This is a genomic window from Streptomyces sp. LZ34, assembly GCF_053890475.1.
In genome coordinates this window covers 2,527,154-2,548,577 of record NZ_CM132680.1, presented here as the reverse complement: position 1 = coordinate 2,548,577, position 21,424 = coordinate 2,527,154, and the positions used below count along the sequence as shown (strand labels likewise).

At 73.5% G+C, this 21,424-nt stretch carries 17 protein-coding genes; 16 read left to right on the top strand and 1 reads right to left on the bottom strand.

What is annotated here, in order from left to right; translation table 11 throughout:
* Positions 1-21: 21 nt before the first annotated feature.
* Genes ACWY4P_RS09180 through ACWY4P_RS09155 form a run of 6 tightly spaced genes read left to right on the top strand, consistent with a single transcriptional unit; the run spans position 22 to position 9,935 of the window.
* Positions 22-1,920, top strand: a complete 1,899-nt coding sequence (locus ACWY4P_RS09180; protein WP_456209845.1) for a group-specific protein — start codon at positions 22-24, stop codon at positions 1,918-1,920.
* Positions 1,907-3,862, top strand: a complete 1,956-nt coding sequence (locus ACWY4P_RS09175; protein ID WP_456209844.1) for a TOMM precursor leader peptide-binding protein — start codon at positions 1,907-1,909, stop codon at positions 3,860-3,862. The genes ACWY4P_RS09180 and ACWY4P_RS09175 overlap by 14 nt, the downstream gene beginning before the upstream one ends.
* Positions 3,859-4,893 carry a hypothetical protein gene (locus ACWY4P_RS09170; RefSeq protein WP_456209843.1) on the top strand — a complete coding sequence of 345 codons (1,035 nt, stop codon included), beginning with the start codon at positions 3,859-3,861 and terminating at the stop codon, positions 4,891-4,893. Before ACWY4P_RS09175 ends, ACWY4P_RS09170 begins: the two co-directional genes overlap by 4 nt.
* Entirely contained in the window at positions 4,890-7,469 is a 2,580-nt protein-coding gene (locus tag ACWY4P_RS09165) for a lantibiotic dehydratase (protein ID WP_456209842.1), read from the top strand. Before ACWY4P_RS09170 ends, ACWY4P_RS09165 begins: the two co-directional genes overlap by 4 nt.
* Positions 7,453-8,490, top strand: coding sequence for a lantibiotic dehydratase C-terminal domain-containing protein (locus ACWY4P_RS09160; protein WP_456209841.1), 1,038 nt, complete (start codon positions 7,453-7,455; stop codon positions 8,488-8,490). The genes ACWY4P_RS09165 and ACWY4P_RS09160 overlap by 17 nt, the downstream gene beginning before the upstream one ends.
* Positions 8,487-9,935 (top strand): SagB family peptide dehydrogenase, encoded by a 1,449-nt coding sequence (locus tag ACWY4P_RS09155; protein WP_456209840.1) that lies wholly within the window; start codon positions 8,487-8,489, stop codon positions 9,933-9,935. Before ACWY4P_RS09160 ends, ACWY4P_RS09155 begins: the two co-directional genes overlap by 4 nt.
* On the opposite strand, the gene ACWY4P_RS09150 is transcribed toward ACWY4P_RS09155, so the two are convergent.
* Positions 9,932-11,164: an ROK family protein gene (locus tag ACWY4P_RS09150; RefSeq protein WP_456209839.1), complete on the bottom strand. Its 1,233-nt coding sequence runs from the start codon at positions 11,162-11,164 to the stop codon at positions 9,932-9,934. The two genes, ACWY4P_RS09155 and ACWY4P_RS09150, sit on opposite strands and share 4 nt — an antisense overlap.
* Positions 11,165-11,386: 222 nt before the next feature.
* Here ACWY4P_RS09150 and ACWY4P_RS09145 point away from each other — a divergent pair, with 222 nt between their 5' ends.
* The 10 genes from ACWY4P_RS09145 to ACWY4P_RS09100 all read left to right on the top strand — a co-directional run bounded on the left by ACWY4P_RS09145 (position 11,387) and on the right by ACWY4P_RS09100 (position 21,422).
* Positions 11,387-12,574, top strand: coding sequence for a Gfo/Idh/MocA family protein (locus tag ACWY4P_RS09145; protein ID WP_456209838.1), 1,188 nt, complete (start codon positions 11,387-11,389; stop codon positions 12,572-12,574).
* The gene (locus ACWY4P_RS09140; RefSeq protein WP_456209837.1) at positions 12,571-13,491 is read left to right on the top strand and encodes a sugar phosphate isomerase/epimerase family protein; all 921 of its coding nucleotides are present in this window, start codon (positions 12,571-12,573) and stop codon (positions 13,489-13,491) included. The genes ACWY4P_RS09145 and ACWY4P_RS09140 overlap by 4 nt, the downstream gene beginning before the upstream one ends.
* 52 nt (positions 13,492-13,543) lie before the next feature.
* Positions 13,544-14,653: a Gfo/Idh/MocA family protein gene (locus ACWY4P_RS09135; RefSeq protein ID WP_456209836.1), complete on the top strand. Its 1,110-nt coding sequence runs from the start codon at positions 13,544-13,546 to the stop codon at positions 14,651-14,653.
* A gap of 14 nt (positions 14,654-14,667) precedes the next feature.
* On the top strand, positions 14,668-15,555 hold the full coding sequence (locus ACWY4P_RS09130; RefSeq protein WP_456209835.1) for a sugar phosphate isomerase/epimerase family protein: 888 nt from the start codon (positions 14,668-14,670) through the stop codon (positions 15,553-15,555).
* Between the two features lie 105 nt (positions 15,556-15,660).
* The gene (locus ACWY4P_RS09125; protein WP_456209834.1) at positions 15,661-17,169 is read left to right on the top strand and encodes an ABC transporter substrate-binding protein; all 1,509 of its coding nucleotides are present in this window, start codon (positions 15,661-15,663) and stop codon (positions 17,167-17,169) included.
* Between the two features lie 39 nt (positions 17,170-17,208).
* Positions 17,209-18,150, top strand: a complete 942-nt coding sequence (locus ACWY4P_RS09120; RefSeq protein ID WP_456209832.1) for an ABC transporter permease — start codon at positions 17,209-17,211, stop codon at positions 18,148-18,150.
* Positions 18,147-19,907, top strand: coding sequence for a dipeptide/oligopeptide/nickel ABC transporter permease/ATP-binding protein (locus ACWY4P_RS09115; RefSeq protein ID WP_456209830.1), 1,761 nt, complete (start codon positions 18,147-18,149; stop codon positions 19,905-19,907). The genes ACWY4P_RS09120 and ACWY4P_RS09115 overlap by 4 nt, the downstream gene beginning before the upstream one ends.
* Entirely contained in the window at positions 19,904-20,731 is an 828-nt protein-coding gene (locus tag ACWY4P_RS09110) for an ATP-binding cassette domain-containing protein (RefSeq protein ID WP_456209828.1), read from the top strand. Before ACWY4P_RS09115 ends, ACWY4P_RS09110 begins: the two co-directional genes overlap by 4 nt.
* Positions 20,728-21,165 carry a nuclear transport factor 2 family protein gene (locus ACWY4P_RS09105; protein WP_456209826.1) on the top strand — a complete coding sequence of 146 codons (438 nt, stop codon included), beginning with the start codon at positions 20,728-20,730 and terminating at the stop codon, positions 21,163-21,165. The genes ACWY4P_RS09110 and ACWY4P_RS09105 overlap by 4 nt, the downstream gene beginning before the upstream one ends.
* Entirely contained in the window at positions 21,162-21,422 is a 261-nt protein-coding gene (locus tag ACWY4P_RS09100; protein ID WP_456209825.1) for a hypothetical protein, read from the top strand. Before ACWY4P_RS09105 ends, ACWY4P_RS09100 begins: the two co-directional genes overlap by 4 nt.
* Positions 21,423-21,424 lie beyond the last annotated feature (2 nt).

Below are 21,424 nucleotides of genomic sequence, written 5' to 3'. Positions count from 1 at the left end.
CGAGAGGGGTCGGGAGAGGGGATGTCCGTCATGGGCGGCCGTCGGCTGAAGCCGGTGCGGCAGGTTCGGTACGCGCCGACCGAGAACGGCGCCGCCGTACTCGGGCCGTCCGGCGCGCTCGCCCTGCGGGGAGCCACCGTGTACGCGTGGCTGGAGCGGCTGTGGCCGCTCCTGGACGGCGCTCAGGACGTGGACGCCGTCCTCGCCCGACTCCCCGACGGACACCGGGCGGTCGCCAACCGCCTGCTGGAAACCCTCCAGCGGCGGGGCTTCCTGAGGGAGGCCACCGAGCCACGCCCGCACGGCCTCACCGCCACGGAGCTGCACCGCCACCGCCACGAGATCGCCTACATCGGGCACTGGCTGGACTCCCCTGAACACCGTTTCGAGCGCTATCGGACCGCCCGCGTGCTGCTGCTCGGCGACGGTCCGCTGCACGCCGCCGCCCGGCACGCCCTCCTCGCCTGCGGACTGCGCCAGGTGTTCACCGAGGACGCGCGGGCTCCGTACGACATCCTGCGCGCGGCGGCTCACACCGCCGACGCCGTGGTGTACACGGGCGACGCGACCACGCCCCAAGCGGGGCCGGACGTCGCGGCCGTCGAACGTGGCTGCGGCGGAGCGCCGCTGTTCCGCGCCCTGAGCCGGCCGGGCGACTGCTGGCTCCTCCCGCCCACCACCCCCCTCAGCTGGGCCGACGTACGACACCGGATACGGCCCGCCGCCACCCCGGACAGCGCCGGACCCATGACGGCGGCGGCCGCCGCCCTCGTCGGCGGACGGCTCGCCCTGGCCGTCTTCCGGCTCCTCACCGGCGTCCCCGACGAGGACGCCGCCGCCCCCGGCCCCGTACCCGAGATCCTCCGCGTCGACCTCGCCACACTCGCCGCGCGCCGCCACCGTGTGCTCCCCGCCCCACCGGGCCACGGTCCGGAGGACGCCCAGCGCCGGATGAAAGAGCTGCGCGAAACCCCCGCGCTCGACCCCCACGAGCTCACCGAACGGCTCGCCGACTGCGCCGACGACATCACGGGACCGTACACACCGCCCACCACGGACTACGGCGGCCAGATACCGCTCACCGTCGCGCGATGCGTCGTCGCGGGCGCGGGCGCGGTGGTCGGTGCCTCCCTGGACCCACGGGCCGCCACGGCCGTCGCGCTGCGCCGTGCCGGGGCGTCGTACGCGCTGTCCGCCGCCGGGTTCGTACCACCGCGGTCGGCCGGTCAAGCCGCCGGGGCCGCCGCCTCTTTCCGCGCCGAGCGCCTGACGGACGGCAGCGTGCGCGCTCTGCCCGCGCCGCTGGTGCTGCCGTGTCCGGCGGGGGAGGGGCAGCGGGGTGGCCGCCCCGCGGGCGCGGGTACCGCCTGTGCCGAGAGCTGGGATGCCGCGGTGGAGGCCGCCCTCCTCCACGCCGTACGCTCGCTCGCCCGGCGCCGCGCGGCCGACACGCCGCCGCCTGCGACGCTGCTGCCGGAAGGGCTGCTGACGGACCCCGAAGCGGTCCGCCACTGGCGGCTGTTGCGCACGCTCGGCCCGGTACCCGAGGTGCGGGACCTCTCCGGTGGGCTGGTCGCGCCGGTCATCGGTCTGGTGGCCGGGGACCGTCTCGTCTCGGTGGGCTGCGCCGCCACCGCGGCCGGAGCGCTCGCCGAGGCCGCACAGGAGCTGCTGCTCGCCCGGCAACGGGGTACCGAGCCGGCGGCTGGAGGCCCGCCGCTCCTTCCCGCATCGACACCGCCCGCCGGCCACCTGCCCGCGCCGCTGCCCGGCCCCGGGCCCCGGGAGCGCGTCGCCTTCCTCGCCACGAGCCTGGCGGCTGAGGGATACACCGCGTACGCCGTGCCGCTCGACCACGACCCGGACTTCCACACGCTTGTCCCCTTCGTCGCCCGGGTGGTTCTCGATGAGGCCCGCTGAACTCCCTGCCGCCGTGGCCGGAGACGGCGGCCTGCTGCACCGGGCCATCGCCGAACATCTGGCCGCGGGCGCGGAGCCGGCGCCCGCGGACGGCCCGGAGTCGGCGCCCGCGGACGGCCCGGGGGAGGGGCGGGACCTGCGGGGGCACGCCGTCCTGCTGACCGTGAGCGACGGATGGGAGAGCGACGCGGCACACGACCGCCACCGGCACCGTGCCCTCGCCTCCGGCGTCCCGTGGCTTCCCGTGTGGACCGAGGGCGCCCGCGTCCTGATCGGGCCGCTGGTCCGTCCGGACACCCCCGGTTGCCACCGCTGTCTGCGCATGCGGCGCGCCCACGCCCGCGAGGACTGGCCGGCGGTGCGGGCGGTGCGGGAACGGTACGCCACCGAGCCGGTGCCCGAGCGGTCTCCGCTGCTCACCGCGGTGGCCGCCGATGTCACGGCCCACCTCGTCGCCGCGCGCGTCAGGGCCGTACCCGGCACGGCCACTCCCGGCCGCTCCTTTCGAGAACTGACCGTCATCGGCCTGCGCACCCTCGACGTGAGCAGCCACGCCTTCCTCCCCGATCCCTGCTGCCCCGGATGCGGTGGGCTGCCGGACGACAGCCCCCAGGCCGCGCCCCGGACCCTCCGCCCCCGCCCCAAGCCCCGCCCGGGCCACCGGCTGCACCGCCCCGACACCACCCGGCTGCGCGCCGCGCTCGCCGACCCCGAGACCGGGCTTCTGCGCGGGGTCAGCGCGGTGTCCGCCGGGGTGCCGCTCGCGCGGGCTCCGCTCGCGCTGCCCGGTGGCGGTGAACCCGAGGCGGGTCTGGGGACGGGCGACGACTGGAGTTCCGCGAGGGCGGCGGCGCTGCTGGAAGGCGTCGAGCGGTACGGGAGTGTCCGGCCGCGGGCGCGGCGCACGGCGGTCCGGGCCGCGTACGCCGAGGTGCGCGAGGACGCCGTCGACCCGCGCACGCTGGGGCTCCACCCGGACGGCCACTACGACCTGCCCGGGTTCCCCTTCCGCCGCTTCGACGAGGCGGCGGTGACCGACTGGGTGTGGGGCTGGTCGTACGGCCGGGCCCGGCCCGTGCTGCTGCCGCGGTCCTACGTGTACTTCCTGTCCGCCACCGAGCGGGACCCCGCCTTCGTCTTCGAGGTGTCCAACGGCTGCGCGCTGGGCAGCTGCCCCGAGGAGGCCCAGCTGCACGGGCTGCTCGAAGTGGCCGAGCGGGACGCCTTCTTCACCACCTGGTACCGGCGCACCCCGCTCGACGCCATCGACCCGGACAGCGCCCGCGACCGCGCCGTACCGCTCCTCGTCGAACACCTCACCCAGCTCACCGGCCACCGCGTCCATCTCCTCGACGCCACCCAGGAACAGCACATCCCCTGCGTCGTGGCCCTCGCCGTGGACGAGGACGGGCGAGCGGACACGCCCCGCGCGGCCGTCGCGGCCGGCGCCCATCCCGATCCGGAACGGGCCGCCGTACGCGCCCTGATGGAGCTCGTGCCCCACCTGACCCTGCTGATCTCCCGCTACCGGGCCGAGCGGGCACGCGCCCGTCGGCTGGCGCTCGACCCCTCGCTCATCGCGCACCCCGCCGACCACGCCCTGGCCGCCGCCGCACCCGAAGCGTTCGCACGCCTGGCGTTCCTGCTCGACGGCAAGCCGCCCCGGGCGTTCACCGAGGTGCACCGCGGCCGGCGCCTGCCCCGACACCACCGGGACCTCACGGACGACCTGCGCGACCTCATCCGCAGATACCTGGACACCGGACTCGATGTGATCGCCGTCGACCAGACCACCGCCGAAGTGGCCGCGCTGGACCTGGCGGCGGCCAAGGTCGTCGTTCCCGGCACCGCCGCGGTCACCTACGGGCCCCTCATGCGGCGCACCGAGGGGCTGCCCCGGCTGACCGGTGACCTGTCCGCCGACCCCCACCCCTTCCCATGACCGGCCGCCGCCCCGGCGCCGTTCAGCTGCCCCCGCCGCCGGCTCTGGGCACGGTCGACGACGCCTTGTGGGCCGCCCGCCGCTGCACCTGCGGCGCCGGGACGCCGGGCACGGCGGCCCTCGCGCGATGGGCCGCCGTGCTCGGCCACGCCTGCGGCGCCGGCCCCTTCGAGGCGCGGCCCGGTGAGCGCCCCGGCCTCCGTGGACACAGCGCCGAGACCCGGCTGACCGTCGGACCCAACTCGTCGGTGCCGCACGGGCGTTACGCGTACGACCCGATGGCGCATCAGCTCGTCCCGCAAGGCGCCGACCACGCCCGGGCGCCCGACGGGGCGCTCGCGCTGCGTCTGGACGACGGCGCGGGGGAGACGGCCGCACGCGTACGGCTCACCGCCGCCGCTTGCGGTCTGTGCGCCCACCCCGCGCCGGGCGATCCGGACACCCTGCTCTTGTACGTCGCCTCCGCGCCCCGAGCGCCCTCGCCCGGCCCCGTCTCCGTGGGCATGGCGGACGCGTTGGCCGCCCTGCCCGTCGAGCCTCCCGCCTACCCGGCGGCACCCGGCCGGCTCACCGCCCGCGACCTGCTGACCCTGCTGCGCAAGGCGGCGCCCGACCCGCCGTACCGCGTGACCGTCCACTCCGTGGACGGCATGGACGCCGGTGTGTACCGGGCCGACACCGCTCAGGGGCCGCTCGAACCCGTCTGGCGCGGGCCCACCGCGCCGTACGCCCATGTCCTCACCCGTGGCGGACACCCCGCCGCCGCGGCTCTCGCCGCCGCCGCGGCCATCGTGCACCTCGTCGGCGACGGCACCCCACGCGCCGCCGAAGCCCTGCGGGTGCGGGTCGCCGCGTCCGCCGCGGGGCTCACCGCATGGTGCGACGGCGCGCCGACTCCGGCGGCTGCCGCGCTCCTCGGGCTCACCCCCGGCGTGGCGGACGTGGCGTGCCACATCACCGTCGGCCACGCGCGACCCGAACCCCGCCTCCGTGTCCCCGTCCGCCTCGCCACCTCTGGAGCGCTGCCATGAACACCCCGCCCGACCCGGTGGTGCGCGTCGCTGGCGTCCCCCGCTCCACGCTCGCCGTCCTGAACACCCCGAAGAGCTTCGAGCTCGCCGAGCACATCCTCCAGGCGCGGGAACAGGCCGCCGAGGAGGGCCGCCGTATCGCCGACGCCCTGCACCCGGTCATCGGGGCACTGCCCGACCCCGCCCTCAAGCCCCGGATCATCGGCTTGCGCCGGGCGGCTCATCAGGGCCGCTCCCCGCGGGCCGCCGAATGGGACACGGCCGTACGGGCCGCGCTGCCCGGTCCGCTCGCCGACCGGATCCGGCGCTGGCTCGACCGGCGCGCACAGTGCACGGAACACGTCGACTCCCTGGCGGCCGTACTCCAGGAGGAGACACACGCCTTACTCGCCGCCCTGCGGGAGGCCCTCGCGCACCCTCGCTTCCGGCAGGGACTGCTGCACGCCACCCCCGAACTCGACGACGTCCTGAACCGCTGGATCGCCGCCCCGGGCCACCCGCCACCCGGCACCAAAGCCCTGGTGAGCCTGGCCCGTTACCTGTCCCGGGCCGCCGTGAAGACCAGCCCGCAGGGCACGTTCACCGCCACCGGCCAAGCCCGCTGGACCGCCCACGGCCCCTGGCTGCGCACCGGAGACCTGGAGCGGCGCGCCACGACCGCCGAACTCAACCTCGCCCGGCTGCGCCGCATCGCCGACGGGCTGCTGCGCGCCCATCCGACCCTGCGGGACACCCTGCGGCTGCGCCTCAACCCGGCACTCGACGTCGCCACCGGCACCCTCCGTCTCATCGCCCCCGGCCCCGGGACCCGCGTCATCGCCCTCCCGGCCGCGGACCGGACACCGCGGCTCCTGGACACCTTGAGCGGCCTCGATGGAGCCACCCCGGCCGACGCGGGGCCCGGAGTCCGGCGCTTCGTGGCCGCCGGAATCCTCCAGGAGGACCTTCCGCTTGACGATCTGGAGCCCTGCCACCTCGACGCCCTCATCGCCTGGCTCACCGAGAACAACCCCACCGAGAACAACCACACCGGCAACAACCCCACCGGCAACGGCCCCACCGCGCTCAGGGACACGCTCGGTGAACTGACGGCCCTGCGCTCCGCGCTGCCACGCCGCCCCCGCGCCGCGGACCACGCCGACCACCGCCACCGGGCCCGCACGGTCCGCGACCGGCTGCTCGCCGTGGAACGCGCCCTGCGCCTCCCGCCCCCCGGCGAGCCGTACGAACGCCACCCCGTCCACGAGGACTCCGTGCTCGACGGCACGGCCCTCACCCTCGGACGCGAACCCTGGCGGCCGCTGCTCGCCGACCTGGCCTCGGTCGGACGCGCCCTGGCCGTGCTCGACCGCGATCTGCCCGCCCGGTACGCCGCGGCCGCGTGGCTCGCCGGCCGGCACGGCCCGCGCCCCCGGGTGCCGCTGCTGCTTGTCCTGCACGAGCTGCAGGAAGACCGGTCGCCCGCCGCCGAGCACGTCCGGGCCCTGCTGCGGCCCGGATTCGGCATCGACGAAACGCTCCTGACGGGCAGTCCGCTGCCCGCACTCCAGCGCCTGGCCGACCACCGCGCCACCGTCCTCCGCGCCTTGTACGCGGGCGAACCGCCCACCGACGTCACCGCGCCCCGCCCGCCCCTCAGCCTCGCCTACTACCTCCAGCCGCTGCCCGGCCCGGACGGACGGCCGCGCGCCGTGCTCAACTCCGTCACCGTCGGCCACGGCCACTGGCAGGGCCGCCTCGACCGGATGCGGGCCCGCGCCACCGGTGGCCCCGTGCCCACGGCCCCGGCCCCCACCGTCCGTGCGGGCCAGGGCCGGATCCCCGTCGACATCGGGGGCCTGTACGCCTCGAACACCAACCTCCGCCATCCCACCCTGCCCCACGCCTTCGACCACCCGTTCACCCGCGGCGCCCGGAACGGCCCCGGGCGCCTTCCGCTCGGAGAGCTGACCGTGCACCTCGACCGGGCCGGGCTGCCCGCGCTCCGCTCACCCCGGTGCGACGCCGATCCGGTGCCCGTCCACCTCGGCCTGATGAGCCCGCTGCTGCTGCCACCGCCACTGGCGACCCTGCTGCGCCTCTTCGGCGACCCGCATACGCTCTTCCGCACCGGACACCCACTGCTGCCGGGGCCGTTCGCCGACGACGTGCCGGACCGGGGCGTGGTGAGCCTGCCCCGGATCGAGGCCGGGCGCGTGGTGCTGCGCCGCCGCGCCTGGCTCACCCGGGCCGCGGCCGTGCCCCGCCGTACGCCGGGCGAGCGAGACCACGAACACTTCCTGAAGCTGCTCGCCTGGCGCCGTGAGCTGGGGCTTCCCGCCTCCTGCTTCGTCCGCACCCGCGCACCCGGGAGCCACGGCGCGGACACCTTCGCGGACAAGGGCTACAAACCCGCGTACGTCGACTTCGCCTCCCCCCTCCTGACCACCGCCTTCACCCGCTCCCTCGGCGGTCCGGACACCGTCGTCCATATCGAGGAGGCGCTGCCGGACCCGGCCGCGACCGACGGCGACAGCCCGTATACGAGCGAATTCGTCATCGAACTCCCGGGAGACTTCCATGAGCCGGCCGTCTGATCCGCCGACGCCGTCCGGGCACTGGGTGGCCGTGCACCTCTTCCACCAAGGCGACCTCGACACGCTGCTGCTGGACGCCGTCGCCCCCGCCCTGGCCGACCTCGCCCAGGCGGGCCGCATCCAGGGCCACTTCTTTCTGCGCTACTGGGAGGGCGGTCCGCACCTGCGGGTACGTGTGCTCTCCGGCGCACCCGCGCGGGACGGCTCCCAGGACCTCGCCACCGAGCTCATCGACCGCTGGAACGCCTGGCTGGAGGACCACCCCTCGCCGCGCTCCGTCGACGAGGCGGCCTATCTGAGCTTCGCCACCGAGGCCGCCGCCCGCGAAGGGCTGCCCGGCTACGAGCCGTGGCGCGGCCTGCACGACCGCGCGGAGGCCCGCACCTATCTGCCCGAACACGACCGCTACGGCACCGGCGCCTCGCTCACGGCGGTGGAACGGCACTTCATGGAGGCCAGCCACTGCGCCGAAGCCCTCCTCACCGGGCGTCCCGGGCCCGCCGAGCGGCTCTCGGCAGGCTTCGCGGTGTCCCTGCTCACCTGGGCCGTGGTGGAACCCGACCCGCGTCGGCGCCTCGACGCGCTGCGCGCCGGCGCCGAGGCGTGGCGCCGCATGCTCGGCCCCGCGTACGACACCAAGGCATTCGACCGCGCCTACGAGAACGGCCGAGGAGCCCTCGTACGCCGAGCCGGACGACTGCTCGCCCCCGACCCGCGGCCGCGGCCCGAGGGTCCCACGGGGCCCATCGCCGCATGGCACCACAGCGTCTCCCGGCTGCACGCCTCGCTCGAAGCCCTGGAGGAAACGGGGGAGTTCACGCCCGACCTGGGCGCGCTGCGCGACGATCCCTCCCTGCTCTCCCTCCCCAGCCCCCGCGCCGCCCTGACCGCCAACCGCTGCGCCCATCTGATGTGCAACCGACTCGGGCTGTACGGGCCGCAGGAAGCGCTGCTGCGCCACTTCGCCGCACGCGCGGCGGCCGATCTGCACGCCGCCGACAGCGAGGCCCGCCGACCATGAGCCCGCTCCTTCTCTCCCTGCACCCCGGCACCACACTCCACGACGACCAGGGCCTGCTGACCGCCCGCCACCGCTGGGGCCACACGCCGCTCGGCCCGCACACCCCGCCCCTCGCCGAAGCGCTGCGCACCCTCGCGGCGGGCCCCGCGGCCGTCGACGAGGTGGCGGACCGGCTCCGCGCCATGGCGCGGAGCGCCGGGCTGCCGCCGGAACCCCAACTCGCCCTGCTCCACCACTGCCTGGAGCGGCTCGGGCACACCCTGCGGCGACACGCCACCTGCCGCTCTCGCCGCCTGGCGACCGCCGTGCCGCTCGCCCCCGAAGCCGCACCGCGCCCCGGGCCCGTCCCCGACACCCCACTCACCCTGGACCGCGCCGCCCATCTGCGGCCGGTGGACGGCCAACTCGCCCTGGAGTCACCGCGGTCACACTTCCGGGTCCGGGTCGAGGACCCCCGCGCCGCCACGCCGCTCGCCCTGCTCGCCCGCCCCGCCTCCCGCGCGGAGCTGGGCCGCCACTGTAGCGATCTGCCCGAAGACGCCCTGACAGCGCTCCTGGCCCTCCTGCACGCGACCGGCTTCCTGCACCCCGCCGACGACGCCGGGCACGCTGACGCCGCCGACCTCCCGCCCGGCTGGACCTTCCACGAACTGCTCGCCTACGACGGCGCCCGGGCCGGCCCGCGCGACCGCCTGTACGGGCCGGTCTTTCCGCTGCGCGACACCGAGCCACCGGCTCCGCCCGTCACCCGGCCTCCCCCGGGACGTACGATCCCCCTCCGCCACCCGGACCTGGACAGGACGGCCCGCGAGGACCGCACCTTCACCGACGTGCTCGAATCGCGGGCCTCCCGGCGTACGTATGGCGAACAGCCCCTGACGAGGGACCAGTTGGGGGAGTTGCTGTACCGGGCCGCCCGCGTGCGCACCGTGCTGGACGCCCACCCCGAGGACGACCGCCCTTACCCGGTCACCAGCCGCCCCTACCCGAGCGCCGGCTCCGCCTACGAACTGGAGCTGTACGCCGCCGTCCACCGCTGCCACGGGCTGGACCGGGGCCTGTACCACTACGACCCGCTGGGCCACGCCCTGACCGCCCTGCCCGGCGTCGCCGGAGCCGTCGACGACCTGCTGCGCGAGGCCTCCGCCGCCACCGGAGCCGCGCCCCCGCCCGATGTGCACCTCACCCTGGTGTCCCGCATCAAGCGGCTGTCGTGGAAGTACGCGGCGCACTCCTACGCCCTGACCCTCAAGAACACCGGCGTCCTGCTCCAGACCCTCTCTCTCGTCGCCACCGCGATGGGCTTGTCGGGCTGTGCCGTGGGCGGCGGGGACAGCGAGACCCCGGTACGCGCCTTCGGCCTCGCCGCGCACACCGAGGTTCCGGTGGGCGCCTTTCTGCTCGGCAGCGCGCCGACGACGATCCCCGGCGCCGCCCGCGCCTAATCAGCCACCCCGGACGCGTCGGCCAGGAGTCGCGCGATGCCCGCGGGCCCGAAGACGTCCTGGGTGGCGAGGGCGACGCCACCATGCAGCCCGGAGCCGCCCTTCAGCTGTGACGCGGTGATGGTCAGTTTGCGGGTGGCCAGGGGCAGGGCGCGCTGGTACACCGCGGCTCGTACGGAGGAGACCAGGTCGTCGCGGAGCTCGCTCAACGGGCCGGCCAGGATCACGCTGCGCGGGTTGAACATGTGGACCAGCATGGCCACCACCTCGCCGATCTCCGTGGCGGCCTGACGCACGGCGTGCAGGGCGGTCGGCTCGCTGTTGGCGATGAGCTCGGCGAGCACACGCGTGCCGTACAGCAGGTCGTCGTCGGTCGACTCGGGGATGCCGAGGCCGCGCAGGACGGCCCGGTGGGAGGCGACCGCTCCGACACAGCCGATGTTGCCGCACACGCACAGGACGTTGCCGCCGCCGACGGCCCGGATGTGGCCGATGTCGCCGGCGGCCCCGTCGGCGCCGCGGTACACATCGCCGGCCGCGGTGATGAGGCCGGCCCCGATGCCGTTTGAGATCTTGATGCACAGCAGGGGCGTCTCCGCCCCGCCCTGTACGGCCTCGCCCAGGGCCATCAGGTTGACGTCGTTGTCCACCACGACGGGGGCGCGGAAACGTGTCCGGAGGTAGTCGGCGACGGGGTAGCCGTCCCAGCCGGGCATGCCGGTCGGCTGTACCGCGCAGCCCTGCTGGAAGTCGACCGGCCCGGGCAGGCCGATGACCACCTCGCGCACGCGGTCGGGGTCGCGGTGGTGTTTCTCCAGCAGCTCGCGCAGCCGCTCGGTCACCGCGTCCAGCACCGCCTGCGGGCCGGCGTCGATCCGGACGGCGACCGTGCTCTGCGCGATGAGCCGTCGGGTGAGATCGGCGATGGCCACGTGGGAGGCGGCGGTGTCGATGTCCGCGACGACGACGGTTCCGGCCTGTGGGCTGATCGTCAGCACCCGGGGCGGCCGCCCCCGGACGGACCGCCTGGACTCGACCTCCTGGAGGATGCCGGTGCCGACGAGGTGGTCGACCTGCTGGCCCACGGTGGACCGGGCCAGGCCGCTGCGCCGGGCGATTTCGGCGCGGTTGGTCGCCTCCCCGGAGACCACGAGGCCCAACACCCGGCGCAGGGCCTGGGAGACCGATCCGGGGGCCGGTTCCTCCGCGTAGCCGTCGTCTTTATGCATTCAAGTGACCGTAATGATGCCTCCCTGGGTCCGTCAACGGTTCTCTTCTCGGACGGTGCCCATAGGGAGTTAATGGGGCATGACGGCCGAAGATTGGCCGATTTTAGGCCTTGAAAAAAATTAAATATCCCATCTTGTGCTTGCTGCGTGAACTAAACGATGGTGATGCGCAGCGCGGCGTTCAGACCGCGGTTCGGCTGCTGAACGGCGGAGGTGGGCAGGATGAATGACTCGCTGCGAGCGGTGGTTTCCGGCGCCGGGATGATCGGTGCCGTGCACGCGGCCGCGATCCGTGCGGCCGGGGGCGAACTCGCCGGAGTGGTGGCCTCGACCCCCGAGCGCGGCGCCCGGGTCGCCGATGAGTGGGGGGTGCCCGCCCGCTATCCGGACTTCGCGGCCGTGCTCGCCGACGACAGCGTCTCGGTGGTCCATGTGTGCACCCCGAACGCGCTGCACGTCGGTCAGGCCGAGGCGGCGCTGCGCGCGGGAAAGCATGTGATCTGCGAGAAGCCGCTCGCCACCTCGGCCGCCGACGCGGAACGGCTGACGAGGCTGGCGGAGGAGGCGGGCCTGGTGCTCGCGGTCCCCTTCGTCTACCGCTACCACCCCCTCGTCCGGGAGATCCGCGACCGTCGGCTGCGTGGCGAGTTCGGCGCGTGGCAGCTGCTCCACGGCAGCTACCTCCAGGACTGGATGCTCTCCGAGGACGCGATGTCCTGGCGGGTCGACCCGGCCGACGGCGGACCGTCGCGGGCGTTCGCGGACATCGGATCCCACTGGTGTGACCTCGTCGAATGGGTCGCCGGAGTCCGTTTCACCACCCTGACCGCGCGGCTCGGCACCACCGTCGCCACGCGCCCCGCCGGTACGGGCGCCAGCTTCGCTACGGCGGGCGAGGGCCCGCGGGTGCGGGTGCGTACCGAGGACGTGGCGACGGTGTTGCTGCGCACCGACGACGGTGTCCTGGCCACGCTGACCGTCTCCCAGGTGTCGGCCGGCCGCAAGAACCGGCTGTGGTTCGAGCTCGACGGCTCGGCCGCGAGCGCGGTCTTCGACCAGGAGAACCCCGAGACCGTATGGCTCGGCGCCCCGGACGGAGCGCGTGTGCTGGTCAGGGACCCGAATCACGGATCGGCCGAGCAGCGAAGGCTCTCCCGGCTGCCCGCCGGCCACGTACAGGGCTACGCCGACTGCTTCACCTCCTTTGTCGCCGACGCCTACGCGGCGATCCGCGGCGAAGCGCCCGAGGGTCTGCCCACCGGGGAGGACGGCGTCCGCTCGGCGCGGCTCGTCGAGGCCGTGCTGACCTCCTCCGCCTCGCTCACCTGGGTCGATGTCGACCGCGCCCCGACAGCCCAGTCAGCCCCGATAGCCCCGACAGCACTGACAGCCCTGGAGTCCACCGCATGAAACTCGGCATGCTCACCGCCTGCCTGCCCCAGCTCTCCCTCGCCGAGATCGCCTCCTGGGCGGGCGCCGCCGGATACCAGGCGCTGGAGGTCGCCGCCTGGCCCCGCACCGGCGGCCGTGACTTCGAGGCGGCCCACCTGCCGGTGACCGGCTTCGACGACCGCGCGGCCGACGAGACCCGGGCGCTGCTCGGCTGCCACGGCCTCGACATCTCCGCGCTCGCCTACTACGAGAACAACCTCCATCCCGATCCCGGGCGGCGGGCCGAGATCCACACCCACCTCAAGGCGGTGGTGGACGCGGCGCAGGCGCTGGCGGTCCCGTACGTGGGGACCTTCGTCGGCCGCGACTGGACCAGGCCGGTCGCCCACAACCTCGACGAGGCCCAGAAGGTCTTCCCCGAGCTCGTCGAGTACGCGGGGGAGCGCGGGGTGCGGATCATCATCGAGAACTGTGTGATGGAGGGCTGGCACCCGGACGGCTATCCGGGCAACCTCGCCTACTCGCCCGAGCTGTGGGAGTGGATGTTCTCCCTCGGGCTGTATCTGAACTGGGACCCGTCACATCTGACCTGGATCGGCATCGACCCGGTGACGACCATCGCGCCCTACGCGGACAAGATCGTGCACGCCCAGGCCAAGGACCTCCAGATCCTCCCCGGCACGGTCGACCGCTACGGCTTCTTCGGCAAGGCGGTCCGGCGCGACGACCCGTGGGACACCGGCTGGTGGCGCTATCGCGTCCCGGGCCGCGGCCAGGTCGACTGGAACGCCGTCGTGGACGCGCTGTACGAGAACGGTTTCTCCGGGACGCTCTCCGTCGAGCACGAGGACCCGGTGTGGAGCGGCACCGAGGAGCGGGTCAAAACCGGTCTGGAGATCGCCCACCGGACCCTGCGGCCTCTGATCGTCGCCTGATCGCCGGTTGACGTCCCCCTCACGACTCACGACTCACGACCGCAGGAGATTCATGGCTCAGCAACAAGCACGGCACCGCATCGGGATTCTGGGCGCCGGCAACATATTCGGCCGCTACGCCGAGGGCCTGCGCACCTTTCCGGAGCTCGAAGTGGTCCGTGTGGCCGACGTCGACACGGCCCGCGCGAAGCAGGCCGCGTCCGAACACGCCATCCCGGCCTGGGGCGACGCCGACGAGCTGCTCGACGACGACGCCGTCGAGATCGTCATCAACATCACTCCGCCGCGGTTCCACGCGAAGACCGTCATCGCCGCCCTGGAGGCCGGCAAGCACGTCTATGTCGAAAAGCCGATCGCGGCCACCGTCGAGGAGGCCCGCGAGGTCCTCGAAGCCGCCGCGGCCGGCGGGAAGCTGCTGGGCTCGGCCCCGGACACCTTCCTCGGCAGCGCCGTGCAGACCGCCCGGCACGCGATCGACACCGGCCTGATCGGCGAACCCGTCGGCGCCACCGCCTTCGTACGGTCCAGCCGCGCCGAGACCTGGCACCCGGACCCGCGGGCCTTCTACGGGCCGGCCGGTGGGCCCGTGCTCGACATGGGCCCCTACTACGTGGCCGCCCTCGTCAACTGCCTCGGCCCGGTCCGGCAGGTGTCCGCCGCCACCCGTATCGGAGCGAAGACCCGCACGGTCACCAGCCCCGAGCGGGTGGTCGACGAGATCACCGTCGAGGTACCCACTCACGCCTCGGCCGTGCTGACCTTCGCCTCCGGGGCCATCGGCACCACCCTGATGAGCTTCGACGTCTGGGACACCGAACTGCCGCGCATGGAGATCTACGGCACCGAGGGCACCCTCGCGCTGCCCAACCCCAACTTCTTCGACGGCGATGTGCGCATCAAGCGCCACCACGACAGCCACTGGCAGGTGCTCACCCCGGTCACCGAGCTCTTCGGCGCCGTGGACACCCCCGAGCAGCACCGCCGCGGACTGGGCGTACAGGACCTCGCGGGCGCGATCGACGGCGGCCCGCACCGCGCCAATCCGCGGTTCGCCTTCCACACCCTCGAGGTGCTGGCGAGCTTCGAGACCGCACAACAGGAGAACCGGGTCGTCCAGCTGCGGAGCAGCTGCGAACGCCCCCAGCCGCGCTACGCCCACTGAAAGGACCACAGACGATGAAGATCAGGCAGGACCGCCTCGCCATCAACCCCCTCCAGTGGGTCGCGAGCGCCGACGGCTGGATCGATCCCACGCTCGCCCCGCCGCTCGACCGGCAGCTGGCGGTCATCCGCGACGCGGGCATCAAGGCCCTGCACAGCGCGGTGCCCGGCGACCTGACCCCGCAGGAGTACGCGGCCCGCCTCGCCGACCACGGCATCAGCCCCGCGCCCGGCTATGTCGCCGTCCGGCTCACCGAGGACGAGACCGAGCGGCAGGCGTTCCGGGACACCGCGGCGCGCGTCGCCGAACAGCACGCGGCGCTCGGCGTGGACACGGTGTTCCTCGCCATGGGAATGGCGAAGGACGCCGAGCGCGTGGCCCGCCCCGCGGTCGGCCACCTCGCCGACCGGGGCCGGCTGGAGCGGGTACGGGACCTGCTGGCCGAGATCGCCGGGATCATCCGGGCGCAGGGCATCACCCCCGCCTTCCACCCGCACGTGGGCACCTGGGCCGAGACCGAGGAGGAGACCCGCTTCGTCCTCGACACCGTCGACGCGTCCGTCCTCGCCTTCGGACCGGACATGGGCCATCTGTCCTGGGCGGGCGCGGACGCCGAGCGACTGGTGCGCGACTACGCGGACCGCGTGGCGAGCGTCCACATCAAGGATCTGGACCTCGGCCTCGCGGCCAAGGCCAGGGAAGCGGGCTGGGACTACCGGAAGACGGTGCTGGCCGGGCTGTGGTCGGAGCCGGGCCGCGGAAACGCCGATATCGAGGGCTTCGTCGGCGCGCTGCCCGAGGCCTTCGACGGCTGGCTGATCGTCGAGGTCGACCGGGGGGCGCGACCGACCCCCGAGGAGAGCGTGCGGCTGTGCGGGGAGTGGGCCGCGGCGCACGCGTAGCCATCGACCGAGCGTCGCGGAGCGGGACCGGCCGCGCACGGCCGGAGGCGGGACGACCCGGGGGGACATCGAGGTGATCCGACACGTGAACCAGGTGGAGAGACCATGCGCAAGACAGTGGCGTTCATCGGCGCCGGACTTCTGACGGCCACGGTGACGGCCTGCGGCGGCGGTACGCAGGCAGCGAACGACAACAAGACACTGACCCTCGCCGAGTCGGTCACGGCCACGCCGTGGGACCTGGCCAAGGCGAGCATGGGCCCCGAGGCCCAGTACTACCAGCCGGTCTTCGACACGCTGGTCCGGCTCGACACCAAGGGCGAGCCCACCCCCAACCTGGCCACGTCGTGGTCGTACGACAAGGCGCAGACGACCCTGACGCTGAAGCTGCGCACCAGCGTGAAGTTCACCGACGGCGCCGCACTCGACGCCGAGGCGGTCAAGCGGAGCCTGCTGCATACCAAGAGCGGCACGGGCTCGGCCGCGGGCGAGATCCAGGACATCACCGGCGTCGACGTCGTGGACACCCACACGGTGGCCATCAGGCTGAGCCACCCCACCGCGTCCCTGCTGACGGCGTTGGGCCAGGTCTCCGGCATGATCGCCAGCCCCAAGTCGCTCACCGACCCCAAGGCTCCGGTCGGTTCGGGCCCGTACCGGCTGGACGCCTCGGCCACCACCGCGGGCCAGGCGTACACCTACACCCGCAACCCGGACTACTGGAACACCAAGGCCTTCCCCTACGACAAGATCGTCATCAAGTACCTGGCCGACCCCACCGCACGCACCAACGCGCTGCTGTCCGGTCAGCTCGACGGCGCCACCCTCAACCTCAACCGGGTCAAGACCGTCAAGGGCCGCGGCCTGAACGTCGTCACCTACCAGCCCGGCGACATCGAGGGGCTGTACATCTGGGACCGAGCCGGCAAGAAGGTCCCGGCCCTCGGCAAGCTGAAGGTTCGCCAGGCGCTCAATTACGCCTTCGACAGGAAGGCCATCATCACCTCCGCCAAGACCGGGCTCGGCACCCCCACCACGCAGCTGTTCGCGCCCGGTGAGGACGGCCACGACGCCGGGCTCGACGACACCTACTCCTACGACCCGGCGAAGGCCAGGAAGCTGCTGGCCGAGGCCGGCTACCCGAACGGCTTCTCCGTCACCCTGCCGGACCTCTCCGCGAACTTCCCGCAGGAGCAGGCCGCGCTCACCCAGAGCCTCAAGGACATCGGCATCAAGGTGAAGCTGGACAACCTGCCCGGCGACCAGATCTTCAGCAGCATGCTGTCCGGCAAGTACGCGATGTCGTACTTCAAGCTGGGCGCGCCCACGGCCTGGGACAAGGTCCAGCTGCAGCTGACGACGAAGTCGACCTGGAACCCCCTCAAGTACCACGACGCGAAGGCCGAGGGCCTCGTCGCGCGCATCGGCAAGGCGACCGGAGCCAAGCGGGCGGCGCTGTTCAAGGAGCTCAACACCTATGTCGTCGACCAGGCCTGGAACGCGCCCTGGAGCGTCATCGCCAACGCGTACGCCACCGCGAAGGACGTCAAGGTGACACCGCAGCCCGGCACCCAGTACCCGCCGATCCGCAACTACGCGCCGGCCGCGAAGTAGCCACCCGACCATTCCGACGCGCGGAAGGAGGAACTGACCGTGCTCGCGTTCTTGTTCCGGCGGATCGTCGCCGGTGCCGTCCTGGTGGTCGTCGTGGCCACCGCGACGTTCCTGCTGCTGAACCTCACGGGGACCGATGTCGCCCGCAACGTCCTGGGCGAGACGGCCTCGCCGTCCGCCGTGGCCGCCAAGAGCCATGAACTCGGCCTGGACCAGCCCCTGGTGGAGCGCTACTGGCACTGGGTCGAACAGGCCGCCCAGGGAAACCTGGGCAGCTCGTGGTTCACCGGCAACCCGGTGAACCAGTCCCTGGTGGACACCTTGCCGGTCACCCTCTCCATCGTGCTCGTGGGCCTGCTGATCGCCGCGGTCCTCAGCGTCGCCCTGGGCACGGCGGCGGCGCTGCGCGGCGGCTGGGTGGACCGCGTGGTGCAGTTCGCCGCGGTGCTCGGCACCGCGGTGCCCAGCTTCCTGATCGCCCTGGTCCTCGCGGTCACCCTGGCGGTCAAGCTCGGGTGGCTGCCCGCCACCGGCTATGTCGCCCTCGGCACCTCCGGCGCCGACTGGCTCCGCTCCATCATCCTGCCCGCGGTGTCGCTGGCCGTCGCAGCGACCGCGGCCACCGCGATGCAGGTGCGCGGCGCGCTGATCGACGTCCTGCGCGCCGACTTCGTGCGCACCCTGCGCAGCCGGGGCCTGAGCACCCGCAGCGTCGTGTTCCGGCACGCGCTGCGCAACGCCGCCCCGCCCGCCCTGACCGTGCTCGCCCTGCAGTTCATCGGGCTGATCAGCGGCGCCGTCGTGGTGGAGAAGGTGTTCGGCCTGCCGGGCATCGGCTCCCTCGCCAACTCGGCCGCCGTACGCGGTGACGCCCCCGTGCTGCTCGGCACCGTCGTGGTCACCGTCGCCATCGTCGTCGCCGTCAATCTGCTGCTGGACATCGCGTACGGCTGGCTCAACCCGAAGGTGCGTGTCTCATGACCGCTGTGGAGTCCACCGCGGTCCCCGAGCGGGACCGCCTCCTGCGCCGCACGCTGCGCGATCCGGTGGCCGTCGGCTGCCTGGCCCTCCTGGCCCTGGTGCTCACCGCCGCCCTGGCGGCACCCCTGCTCACCGACCACGCCCCGGACCGCAGCGTCATGGCGGACACGCTCGCCCCCATGTCGGGCAGCCACCCGCTCGGCGGCGACGGCGTCGGCCGGGACGTGCTCTCGCGGCTGCTGTACGGAGGCCGCACCAGCCTCCTGGGCGGCACGCTCGCCGTCCTCGTCGCCTTCGCGGTCGGCGGGCCGCTCGGCCTGATCAGCGGCTTCTACCGCGGCTGGTTCGACGCGGTGGCCGGCTGGCTCGTCAACATCATCATGGCCGTGCCCGCCATCATCGTGATGCTGGTCGTGATGGCGGCCGTCTCGCAGGACCTCAACGTCGCCATGGTCGTGCTCGGCGTCATCATGGCGCCGATGGTCTTCCGGCTCATCCGGGCGTCCGTGATCGCGGTCCGCGAGGAGCTGTACGTGGACGCCGCGCGCGTCTCGGGGCTCGGCGACGGGCGCATCATGCGACGGCACATCCTGCCCGTGGTGATCGCGCCGTCCGTCATCCAGGCCACCCAGGTGTTCGCCGTGGCGATCGGCATCCAGGCGGGGCTCGCCTTCCTCGGCCTGGGCAAGGCGTCCCAGGCCAGCTGGGGCGCGATGCTGAGCGATGCCTTCACCAACATCTACAACGCGCCACAGCTGCTGGCCTGGCCGGGCGCCGCGATGGGCGTGACCATCCTGGCGTCGAGCCTGCTGGGCAACGCGGTGCGGGACGCGCTGGGCACGACCGAGCCCCGGGTGGTGAAGCGCCGCAGGCGCGTCGAGCGAAGGGCCGCGGCCCCGGCGGTCCAGCCGCCCGCGGACCGCCTCCTCACCGTGGAGGGGCTGCGCGTCAGCTACCCGAAGCCCGGCGGCGACAAGACCGTCGTGGACGGGGTGAGCCTCACCGTGGCGCGCGGTGAGGTGCTGGGTCTGGTCGGTGAGTCCGGCTCCGGCAAGAGCCAGACCGCGTTCTCCGTCCTCGGGCTGCTGCCGAACGAGGCCGAGGTGACGGCGGACCAGCTGGTCTTCGACGGGCGGGAGCTGCTGGGTCTCGACCTCGCCGCGCTGAACGCCCTGCGCGGCCGCGGCATCGGGTACATCCCCCAGGAGCCCATGTCCAACCTGGACCCGTGTTTCCGGCTCGGCTTCCAGCTCGTGGAGCCCATGCGCAAGCACCTGGGGCTGTCCCGGGCCGAGGCCCGCGCCAAGGCGCTCGGCCTTCTCGCGCGGGTCGGCATCCCGGACCCGGAGCGGGTGTTCAGGTCGTATCCGCACCAGATTTCCGGCGGCATGGCCCAGCGCGTCCTCATCGCCGGCGCCGTGTCCTGCGACCCGCGGCTGCTCATCGCCGACGAGCCGACCACGGCACTGGACGTCACCGTGCAGGCCGAGGTGCTGGACCTGATGCGCTCGCTCCAGCGGGAGCGCGAGATGGGGATGATTCTGGTGACCCACGACTTCGGTGTCGTGGCCGACATCTGCGACCGGGTCGCGGTCATGCAGAAGGGCCGCATCGTGGAGACCGCGCCGGCCGGGCAGATCTTCGCGGCGCCCGGGCACGCCTATACGCGCATGCTCCTGGACTCGACGCTCGAAGGCGGCCCCGCGCGCGGTGAGCCGCGCGTTCCCGCCAAGCCCCGCGATGAGGTGACGTCATGACCGCTCCGCTCCTCGAACTCGACGATGTCGTCGTGGAGTACCCCGGAAAGACCCGCCGCGGAAAGCCCTTCCGCGTTCTGCACGGCGTCTCCCTGACCATCGCCCCCGGCGAGACCCTCGGCCTGGTCGGCGAGTCCGGCTCCGGCAAGACGACCCTGGGCCGGGCCGTCCTCGGCCTCGCCCCCGTCACCGGCGGCGAGATCCGGTACGCCGGAAGGCCCGTCTCCCGGCTCGGCAAGCGGGAGCGGCGCGCGCTCAGCAAGGACATCCAGGTCGTCTTCCAGGACCCGTTCACCTCGCTGAACCCGGCCATGACGGTCATGGACATCCTCACCGAGCCGCTGCTGGTGACCGGCGTCGCGCGCGCGGACGCGGAGCGCCGGGTGCAGAAGCTGCTGGACTACGTGTATCTCCCCCAGGACGCGGCCCGCCGGCTGCCCCGCGAGTTCTCCGGCGGCCAGCGCCAGCGCATCGCGATCGCGCGCGCCCTGTGCCGGGACCCGAAGCTGATCGTCTGCGACGAGCCGGTCAGCGCCCTCGACCTGACGACCCAGGCCCGGGTGCTCGACCTGTTCATCGAGATCCAGGAGGCGACCGGGGTGGCGTACCTCTTCGTCACCCACGACCTGTCCGTCGTGCGGCACATCAGCCACCGGGTGGCCGTGCTCTACCGCGGCGACATCGTGGAGACGGGGGACGCCGCCCGGGTCACCGAGCGCCCGGAACACGAGTACACCAAGCGGCTGTTGCTCGCGGCGCCCGTGCCGGACCCCGAGCGCCAGGCACGGCGCCGGGCGGAGCGGCTGAAGGCGGCCGCGTCATGAGTCGCGGGAACGATGTTCTCGCCACCCTGAACCGCTACCTCGCGCTGTGCGACGTTCCCGCGAGCGCGGAGGGCGAGCTGGCGGACCTGTTCACCGAGGACGCCGTGTGGGAAGGCGGCGGAGCCGCGTACGCCGAGAAGTTCGGCCGGATCGAGGGGCGCGAGGCGATCGTCGGGATGCTGTCGGCCTATCTGCCGCCCAACCCCCACTTCCGGGCCAACGTCCATCTGCTGTTTCCCGGCACCGTCGAGATCAACGACAACGCCGCACACGGCAGTTGGCGGATGCAGCAGCTCTCGCGTGACGATTCGGGCGATGCCGAGATCGCGGTCGCCCGCCTCGAGGTGACCTTCCGCCTGGACCCCGACCGGCCCCGTATCTCCGCCTTCCGCACCGAACGACTCTTCAGCGCACCACTGCCGGGGGAGCGATGACCGACCGCACGATGCTGCTCACCTGCTACGCCGACACCCACCACTACGGCTGGCCCCACGTCGACCTGTTCGTGCACGACAGCACGGGCCGCGAGCTGAACTGGGTCCACTGGCAGGTCGACGAGAACGGACCCGAGGGCGCCGACCAGGCGACCGCACGCGTCGAACCCGCCCTGCGCCGCACGACCGAGTGGCGGCACGGGACCAGCGCCGACGGCAGCGAGTACTGGACAGCCCGGGCCGCCTGGGACGGCTGACA